Here is an 8316-nt window from a genome sequence, read left to right on the forward strand (position 1 = left end):
TCGCCGCTCTCGCGGTCGGCGGCGTCGAACTCGGATTCCCCGCCCGGGGTGGCGCGCGCGGCGTTCGCCCGGGCCCGCGTCCACGAGGACTGCCTCGGCGCCGGGACGACGTAGTCGGGGAACCGCCCGATCCTGGCGGCGCGGTCGAGGTCGCGCAGCATCTCGTCGGCGTCGGCGTAGCGGTCCTCGCGACTGCGCCGGGTGGCGCGCAGGACCAGGTGGTCCAGGTCCTCGGCGACGGTGTCGGACTGGTCGGACGGCGCGGGGACGTCGGTGTCGAGGCGACGATAGGCCACCGCGATGTTGTTGTCGCCGCTGAACGGCGGCTCCCCGGTGAGCATCTCGAAGGCCAGCACGCCCAGGGAATACAGGTCGGAGCGCGCGTCCGTGTCGGCACCGGAGATCTGCTCGGGGGAGAGGTACGCGGCGGTGCCCATGACCACGCTGCTGGAGGTGGCGCGCGACTCGGCGACCGCGCGCACCAGGCCGAAGTCGGCCAGCTTGACCGCGCCGGTCGTGGAGATCAGGACGTTCTCGGGCTTGATGTCCCGGTGGACGAGGCCGGCGGCGTGGGCCTCGCGGAGCGCGCCGAGCAGCGGGCGCAGTACGGCGGCCGCGGCGTACGGCGGCATCGGCCCGCGCTCGTCGAGGAGTTCGCGCAGCGTGCCGCCGGGCACCAGTTCCATGACCAGGAACGCGGTCCCCGCCTCGACGCCCTGGTCGAAGACCTGGACGATGCCGGGATCGGACAGGCGCGCGGCGGACCGGGCCTCGAGCGTGAACCGGTCCACGAACGCGCGGTCGCCGGCGAGGGTGGGGTCGAGCAGTTTGACGGCGACGTGACGGTCGAGCCGCTCGTCCGTGGCCAGGTGGACCGTGGACATGCCACCGCGGGCGATCACGGCGTCGAGCCGGTAGCGCCCGTCGAGCAGGGTGCCTGGTCCGGGGGGCTGCCCGTCGTAAGTGCTCATAGCGTCCATTCTGCCCCTCCCGCCCCGTCCGCGGTACGTCCGGAGACGTCCTGACGCGGCCCGGGGTCTAACGTGGGAGGCGTGAGTACCGTTCCGCACTGCGACGACGTCCTGCCCGCCGGGGCCGAGACCATCAACCTGCCCGAGGTGTCCGAGCGCCTCGGCATCCCGGTGACCCGTGTGCACGATCTGCTGCGCGACGGGACACTGCTCGCCGTCCGCCGGGCGGGCGTCGTCGTGGTGCCGGCCGTCTTTCTGGACGACGACGAGGTCGTGCGTTTCCTTCCGGGACTGATCGCCGTCCTGCGGGACGGGGGTTATCGGGACGAGGAGATTCTGCGGTGGCTGTTCACCGAGGACGACAGCCTGCCCGGCCGCCCGGCCGACGCGCTCCACGGCCACCGCGCACGGGAGGTCATGCGTCGCGCTCAGGCGATGGCGTTCTGACGGAGTCGGGGCCGGTGCGCGCTGCTGCGGTCGCACGCCACCACCACCAGACCGCGGCAGCGGACGCCACGAGGGCCGCGCCGACTAGCGCGGGGCTGTAGAGGCTGGTCGAGCCGTTCGGGCCGATCCCCAGGACGAGGAAGACGGTCACTCCGACCGCCGCGGTCGTCGCGCGCGGGCCCGGCCGGGCGACAAACCAGAACGCGGCCACCCACACGTGGTACCACGGCCAGGACAGCGAGTTGAGCACCACGAAGGTCAGCAGCGCGACCATGATGCCGCGCAGCGCCGACCGGGTGTCCCGGCGGTACCGCCACCACACCGCCACCAGCGCCACCGCGAGCACTACACGTCCCACCCGCCGGGTCACGGCGAGGACGTCCTCGAAGCCGGGGGTGTCGAACGCGGCGTGGATGAGGTGGGCCACAGCAGTAGGCGCGCTCAGGTAGTTGATGACCCGGTCGGAGACGGAGATGGCGTCCACCCAGCCGAGGCCCGTGCCGGCGGCCAGAGTGGCCAGCGCGAACACGACGACCGCCGCGCCCGCTGCGACGACCGTGTCGAGGACCGCGCCCACGAGGGGACTCCGGTGCGACCGCGCGAGAGGCCGCGTGGAGTCCTGCGGGCGTCGGCGCCGGTCGAGGGCGATCCACAGCAGGAACGGCGCGACGATCACGGCGGTGGCCTTGAACGCCACGGCGAGGCCGATCGCGGCCCCCGCCCACGCGTAGCGCCGGTCGAGGGTGAGCACGACCGCCGCGAGGCACGCCACCAGGGGGAAGATCTCGTTGTGCAGGCCGCCCGCGAGGTGGATGACGGTCAGTGGTGACGCGCCGGCCATCCACACGGCCGCGCCCGCGTCGACCCCGGCGCGGCGAGCAGCCGCCGCCACGAGCGCGACGAGCCCGGCCAGCGCGACCAGCACCAGCACACGCAGGATCAGCACGCCCACCGCGGGATGCCCGCCCGACAGGGCCACGACGCCGCGCATGAGGAGCAGGTGCAGGGGGCCGTAGGGGGTGGCGGTGGACTGCCAGTCGGAGCTGACCTCGGTGGTGAACGGGCCGGGGTTGGCCTCGGGCCCGTACTCGTACGGGTCGACGCCCGCGGCGGTCATCGCGCCCTGAGCCAGGTACGACCACGCGTCGCGGCTGAACAGGGGGACCGCGGGCAGCAGCGGCAGCGACCACAGCGCGGTGGCCCACGCGGCGTCGCGTGTGGGGAGCCGTCCGGAGACCGCTCGGGGGCCGAGCGAGAGCCACGACGTGACCAGGAGCGCGACGCCCGCCCAGCACAGGACGAGGGCCAGGACCTCACCGTGGCCGAACGTGAAACCGGGCAGGCCTATCGCGACCGCGGGGCCGCCGTCGACCGGCAGCGCGCCGGCGCCGAAGCCGGAGACGGTGAGCAGTGCGGAACCGAGGACGCCCCGCCACAGCGCGGGGCCGGACGGGCCGGTGAGGGCGGCGCGGGCGGAGCCCACCGCCGAGGTGGTCCGGGTGGGCGGGCGTGACGACGACGAGGAGTTCCGCTCAGGTCGGCGTCCCGTGGCAGCGGGCACGGGTCAGGCCCGTCGGCGGGTCGCGGCCTCCGCGAGGTCCCGCAGCATGTCCCGCCCGTGTGCGCTGATCGCCTCCGAGGCGATCGCGTCCAGCGCGCGGGCGGTCAGCTCCTCGATCTCGGTCTCGACGGAGGCGACCGCTCCGGAGTCCACGAGGACGGCGCGGGCCCGTTCGAGCGTCGGGCCGTCGGGTTCGGTTCCCAGGACTCCGGCGAGGAAGCGCGCGTCCTCGCCGGGCGCGAGGGTCATCGCGCGTGCGAGCAGGAGGGTGCGCTTGCCCTCACGTAGGTCGTCCCCGGACGGCTTCCCGGTGACCTCCGGGTCGCCGAACACCCCGAGCAGGTCGTCACGCAGCTGGAACGCCTGGCCCACGGCGACGCCGAACTCCCTCAGCGTGGCGACCGTCTCGTCGGTCGCGCCGGCGAGCTCGGCCCCGATGTGCAGGGGCCTCTCGACGGTGTAGGCCGCGGTCTTGAAGCGGTTCACCCGGGCGGGGGTCTGCTCGTCCGTGGCCCCCGACGCCTCGGCGAGGATGTCGAGCATCTGGCCGGACAGGACCTCGGTCTTCATGGCGTGCCACGGGCCGAGCGCCCGGCCCAGCGCGGCCGGATCGACGCCTGACGTCACGAACATCTCGTCGGCCCAGCTCAGGGCCAGATCGCCGACGAGGATCGCCTGGGACACCCCGTAGCGGGCGGCGTCGCCGTCCCACCCGTCCCGGCGGTGCGCCGACTCGATAGCGCGGTGCACGGTGGGTCGGCCGCGGCGGGTGTCGGAGGCGTCGACGATGTCGTCGTGGACGAGGGCGCACGCCTGGATCAGCTCGAGGGCGGCGCAGGCGGTCACGACCTCCTCGGGCGCCGGGCCGGCGTCGGGCCGGGACGCGGCCCACCCGGCCAGTGCGAAGCGGGGCCGCATCCGCTTGCCGCCGTCGAGCACGAAGTCCGACAGGAGCCCGGCCAGCCGGTCCACCCGCTCGTCGACCGCGGCGACGACCGTGCGCCGTCCCTCGATGTGGCGGCGGAGCGTGGCGAGGACGCGTTCTCCGTCGTCGGGGCGGGTCGCCATGACCACGGGCACCATCCCTTCCGGGCGCCCGGTCCGGTCGCCCTCGTCGCCGACGATCCTAGTCGTCGGGCGACGGCCGGACCGGACGCGTGTCGGGCTACCCTGGTCGGGTGACCCAGCTACCCGACTCCGACCAGACGGGCGGTGGCCGGCACCCCAGCATCGTGGAGCGGATCGAGACGTCCACCACCCCGAGGGTGCCGTTCTCCGTCGAGTTCTACCCGCCCCGCGACGAGGCCGCCGAGGAGCGTCTCTGGCGTGCGGCCTCCGTGTTCTCCGAGCTCGGTGCGGCGTTCGTCTCCGTGACCTACGGGGCGGGCGGGTCGACGCGGGACCGGACCGTCCGGGTCGTGGAGCGCATCGTCCGCGAGACCGACCTCGTCCCCATCGCCCACCTCACGGCGGTCGGGCACACGGTGGCCGAGCTCACCGACATGGTCCGGATGTACGGCGAGGCGGGGGTCTCCAACATCCTCGCGCTCCGCGGCGACCCGCCCGGGGACCCGCTGGGTGAGTGGACGGCCCACCCGGAGGGGCTGCACTACGCCGAGGAGCTCGTGCGGCTGATCCACGAGGTGGGTGAGTACCACGTGGGCGTGGCCTCCTTCCCCGAGGGGCACTACCGGGCCCGCGACCTCGACCACGACACCGAGGTCCTGGTCGGCAAGCTGCGCGCGGGGGCCGAGTACTCCATCACGCAGATGTTCTGGGACGTCGAGCACTACCTCCGGCTGCGGGACCGAGCCGTCGCGGCCGATCCGGAGCAGGGCGCCAAGCCGATAATCCCGGGTCTCATGCCGGTCACCAGCCTGCGTCAGGTCAAGCGGATGGTCGAGCTGTCGGGGTGCGCGCTGCCCGACGACCTGGCCGAGCGCCTGCGCACCGCGGCGGGGGACGGGCCGGAGGAGAACCGCGAGGCGGTGCGCGAGGTGGGGATCGACCTGACCACTCGGATGTGTGAGCGGCTGATCTCCGAGGGCGTGCCGTGTCTGCACTTCAACACCCTCAACTTCTCGCGGGCCACCCGCGAGGTCCTCACAAACCTGTCGATGGCGCCCGCGCCCGGGGTGGCGGCCAGCCGGATCTGACCGCCTCAGCGCACCAGCCGGTCCGCGCGGGCCCTCGAGGTCCGCGCGGCCAGGATCGTCCCGATGGACACCAGCAGGGCTGCGCCGACGCCCACGATCATCCACACGGCGAAGCCGCGGGTGGCAGGGTCCGGGTACGAGGACGAGGCCTGCATCCGGGTGATGGACCCCGGTGCGGGCGTCCAGCTCACGGAGTTCCCCGCGCCGACGGTCCCGTTGGTCTCGCTGATGCGGTTGGGGAACGTCAGGTCGACCCGCGTCGTCGTCGATCCAGCGCGATCAGCCGGGAGCATCGACAGGTCGATCGAGCCGCTGAACGACACGGTGTCGCCGCTGCGGCGGAATCCGAGCGTGTACGGGCGGGCGCCCTCGATGTCGATCGCCAGGGAGAGCGCGTCCATCTCCGCGAACGTCAACTGGGTGAAGTAGATCTCGCGACCGGTGAACCCGTCCGCAGAGTAGGGCGTGATCCGGACCTTCTGCTCGAGGCCGGACGGCGCGCCGAGCCGCTCGAGCGCCGCCGCCTGTTCCAGCTGGTCCCCGGCGACGAGGATGCGTCCGGAGACGGTGTCGTCCTTACGGACGCTCATCTGCGCGTTGAGCTGCAGACACCCGGTGAGCACGACCAGCAGGGCGGCCAGCGTGGTGAGGCCAGCGACCCGTCGGGACAGCCGCGAGCGGCCGGAGGCGGCTGAGCGGCGCACGGTCGTGGAGGGCACGGTCGTGGGACGCCGGAGCGGTCGGGGCACGGTCACGGCGGTCATTCTGCCCGGATCCCCCGACGCCGTAGCGCCGACCTGCCGAGCCTGCGGCCGACGAGTCGCGCCACCGTCCTGCCGCTGGCGCCGATGACGCCTCCGCCGGGGTGGGTGGACGCTCCGGCGAGGAACACCCCGTCGGCGCCCGGGACCGCGTGGCCGCGCAGGTCGGGGTGCGGGCGCATCGGCAGCATCTGGTCCAGCGACATCTCCACGTGCATGACGTTCCCGCCGAGCAGCCCGAGCTCGGTCTCCAGGTCCTCCGGAGTCTGGATGTGTCGGTGGACGATCGAGTCCGCCAGACCAGGGGCGAACCGGTCCGCCGCTGCGATGATGCGGTCGGCCTCCCCGGGCCCGGCCTCGGCCCAGCCCCGCCCGTCGGCGAGGTGGCGCGGGTGCCACTGCGACCAGAGGGTGAGCTCGTGTCGGCCCTCCGGCGCGAGGGAGGGGTCGAGCGAGCTGAAGCTCATGGCCAGGACGGCGGGGTCCGCGTCCAGCCCCCCGGCCGCGGCCACGCCGTAGCGCCGGTCGAGGTGTCGCCGGTCCGTGACGAGCAGCTGCAGCCCGTGGGCACTGGTCTCGGTGGGCACGTCCGGATAGCACGGCAGGTCGGTGGTGCCCAGCCGGACGACCATCCCCAGGCCGAAGCCGGGCCGGATCCGCCGCCGCCACCCGTCCACCGTCGTCGCCGGCAACTCGTGCTCGAGGAGGTCGAGGGTCGTGTGGACGTGGCACGCCGCCACCACCGTCGAGCAGTGGAGGGAGTCGCCGCCCTCGGTGTCGACCCGCCAGCCCGGACCCGAGCGGCGGATCGCGGTTGCCCCGGCGCCGGCGGTGACCGTGCCGCCGTGCGCCCGGATCGCCGACGTCAGCGCGTCAGCCAGCGCCCCGGACCCGCCCACCGCGCGCCCGGGCGGGATCCGGTGCATCAGTGCCGCGAAGCCGATCATCGGGGCGGTGGCGGGGTGCGACATCGGCGGACCGGACTGGGCCCCGAACCACGAGAGCGCGGCCTTGAGCCGCTCGGAGTCGAACATCGAGTCCAGGAGCGCGTCGCCGGAGGACAGGAACGTCTGGACCGCGCCGAACGGGTCGCGCAGGTCCTCGGCCCCGAGGAACGCCGACCCGAGCCCCGGCGCGGTCGGCCGCACCGAGAAGCCCTTCATCATGCGTCCCGCGAGGACGTCCCACCGCCGGACGAACTCGCGGTACGCGTCGGCATCGGCGTCCCCGCAGGCGGCGGCGATGCTGGCGCACGTCGCGTCGAGGTCCCGGTGGAAGACGATCGGCGGCTCCCCGGATCCGGGCGGAGCGGGCGCGAACCCCCACGGATCGCAGTCGATGTAGCGCAGTCCGTGGGCCGCGAGGTCGAGCTCCTCCGGGATGCCGGTGTGCCGGATCATGAGGTGCGCCGACGACCCGCGATCGGTCAGGTGACCGGGGTACCGTTCGACCGTCGAGGTGGCGCCGCCGATCACGGTGTCCTTCTCCACCACGTGGACGTCGTGCCCGGCGCGGGCGAGATAGGCGGCGCAGACCAGCCCGTTGTGGCCGGAGCCGATCACCACCACGTCATGACGCCGGCTCACTCGTCGGTCCCCGGGACGGGGAGCGGCAACGTGCGCTCGAGGACCGCGAACGGCCGTGCATCGCCCTCGAAGCGGTACGACCGCAGCACATCGGTGAAGCCTAGCGACCGGTACAGCCGCCACGCGCTGTTGTCCTCGCCCTCGACCTCGGGTGTGGACAACAGGACCCTGCTCTCCGGACGGTCCGCCAGGAACCTGCGCAGCAGTGTCCCGCCGATACCGCGGCCCTGGTGGGTGGGCGAGACGTGCAGTTCGGTCAGCTCGACGTAGTCGGACGGGAGTTCGCGCTCCCGGTCGCGCAACCCCCGGGAGACCTGCTCGTACCACCACTGGCCGGGCGCGCCGTGGTAGCCGTAACAGATCGCGACCAGCGGGCCCCTCGACTGTCCGAGCAGGCGCCGGCGCGGGGCCTCGAACGCGGCCACCCCGGACCAGCCGTCGCGGTAGCTGTGCTCCATCCAGGCGGCCGCCCGGGAGCGGATCACCTGCGACGGGTAGCCCATGGCGTCGACGTAGACCCCCAGAGCCTCGGGCAGTCGGTCTCGGAAGTCGGCGGCGTCCAGCCGGGTGATCACGGTGTCCATCCACCCCATTTGATCACGGGCGCGGATCCGGGGCGCCGGGATGTGTCGTACCCCGGCGATACCGTGCGCGCAGACGCGGAGGTGCAGGAGGCGGAGGTGCAGCAGATGGACACGAGGAGGACGCGGACCACGAGCAGGACGCGGTCGTCCCGCGGGGGTGCCGCGGGGTCACTCGGCCGCGCCGGGCGCGCCGAGGTGCATCGTGGTCGCGCGGTCGCGGCGGCCGACCCGTCGGAGCGCTTCGTCGAGG

The 8316-nt window shown here is 73.7% G+C and carries 8 protein-coding genes; 2 read left to right on the forward strand and 6 right to left on the reverse strand.

Annotation, left to right across the window (positions count from 1 at the left end):
- On the reverse strand, positions 1–971 hold a 971-nt coding region (locus HMPREF3086_RS15860; protein ID WP_246831022.1), incomplete at its 3' end, for a protein kinase domain-containing protein.
- An 81-nt stretch (positions 972–1052) separates the two neighbouring features.
- Between HMPREF3086_RS15860 and HMPREF3086_RS15865 the strand changes: the two genes are divergently transcribed.
- The gene (locus HMPREF3086_RS15865; RefSeq protein ID WP_007630648.1) at positions 1053–1418 is read left to right on the forward strand and encodes an Rv2175c family DNA-binding protein; all 366 of its coding nucleotides are present in this window, start codon (positions 1053–1055) and stop codon (positions 1416–1418) included.
- Here the strand turns inward: HMPREF3086_RS15865 and mptB are convergent.
- Positions 1387–2979 carry a polyprenol phosphomannose-dependent alpha 1,6 mannosyltransferase MptB gene (mptB, locus tag HMPREF3086_RS15870; RefSeq protein ID WP_232302964.1) on the reverse strand — a complete coding sequence of 531 codons (1593 nt, stop codon included), beginning with the start codon at positions 2977–2979 and terminating at the stop codon, positions 1387–1389. The two genes, HMPREF3086_RS15865 and mptB, sit on opposite strands and share 32 nt — an antisense overlap.
- A 3-nt stretch (positions 2980–2982) precedes the next feature.
- Complete coding sequence (locus HMPREF3086_RS15875) at positions 2983–4062, reverse strand: polyprenyl synthetase family protein (RefSeq protein WP_109149223.1); 1080 nt, start codon at positions 4060–4062, stop codon at positions 2983–2985.
- A 95-nt stretch (positions 4063–4157) separates the two neighbouring features.
- Here HMPREF3086_RS15875 and metF point away from each other — a divergent pair, with 95 nt between their 5' ends.
- Positions 4158–5135 carry a methylenetetrahydrofolate reductase [NAD(P)H] gene (gene metF, locus HMPREF3086_RS15880; RefSeq protein ID WP_061228917.1) on the forward strand — a complete coding sequence of 326 codons (978 nt, stop codon included), beginning with the start codon at positions 4158–4160 and terminating at the stop codon, positions 5133–5135.
- A 5-nt stretch (positions 5136–5140) separates the two neighbouring features.
- On the opposite strand, the gene HMPREF3086_RS15885 is transcribed toward metF, so the two are convergent.
- The 3 genes from HMPREF3086_RS15885 to HMPREF3086_RS15895 are packed head-to-tail and all read right to left on the reverse strand — an operon-like array spanning position 5141 to position 8066.
- Entirely contained in the window at positions 5141–5899 is a 759-nt protein-coding gene (locus HMPREF3086_RS15885; RefSeq protein WP_061228918.1) for an LppM family (lipo)protein, read from the reverse strand.
- On the reverse strand, positions 5896–7482 hold the full coding sequence (locus HMPREF3086_RS15890) for a phytoene desaturase family protein (protein ID WP_061228919.1): 1587 nt from the start codon (positions 7480–7482) through the stop codon (positions 5896–5898). Before HMPREF3086_RS15890 ends, HMPREF3086_RS15885 begins: the two co-directional genes overlap by 4 nt.
- Positions 7479–8066 (reverse strand): GNAT family N-acetyltransferase, encoded by a 588-nt coding sequence (locus HMPREF3086_RS15895; protein ID WP_061228940.1) that lies wholly within the window; start codon positions 8064–8066, stop codon positions 7479–7481. Before HMPREF3086_RS15895 ends, HMPREF3086_RS15890 begins: the two co-directional genes overlap by 4 nt.
- Positions 8067–8316 lie beyond the last annotated feature (250 nt).

This window comes from Dietzia sp. HMSC21D01 (genome assembly GCF_001815995.1).
Taxonomy (GTDB): Bacteria; Actinomycetota; Actinomycetes; order Mycobacteriales; family Mycobacteriaceae; genus Dietzia; species Dietzia cinnamea.

Excerpts from the sequence above, each read along its gene's own strand:
- HMPREF3086_RS15875 (WP_109149223.1), bottom strand. The coding sequence starts at position 4,062 with ATGGTGCCCGTGGTCATGGCGACCCGCCCCGACGACGGAGAACGCGTC.
- HMPREF3086_RS15885 (WP_061228918.1), bottom strand. The coding sequence starts at position 5,899 with ATGACCGCCGTGACCGTGCCCCGACCGCTCCGGCGTCCCACGACCGTG.
- HMPREF3086_RS15895 (WP_061228940.1), bottom strand. The coding sequence starts at position 8,066 with ATGGACACCGTGATCACCCGGCTGGACGCCGCCGACTTCCGAGACCGA.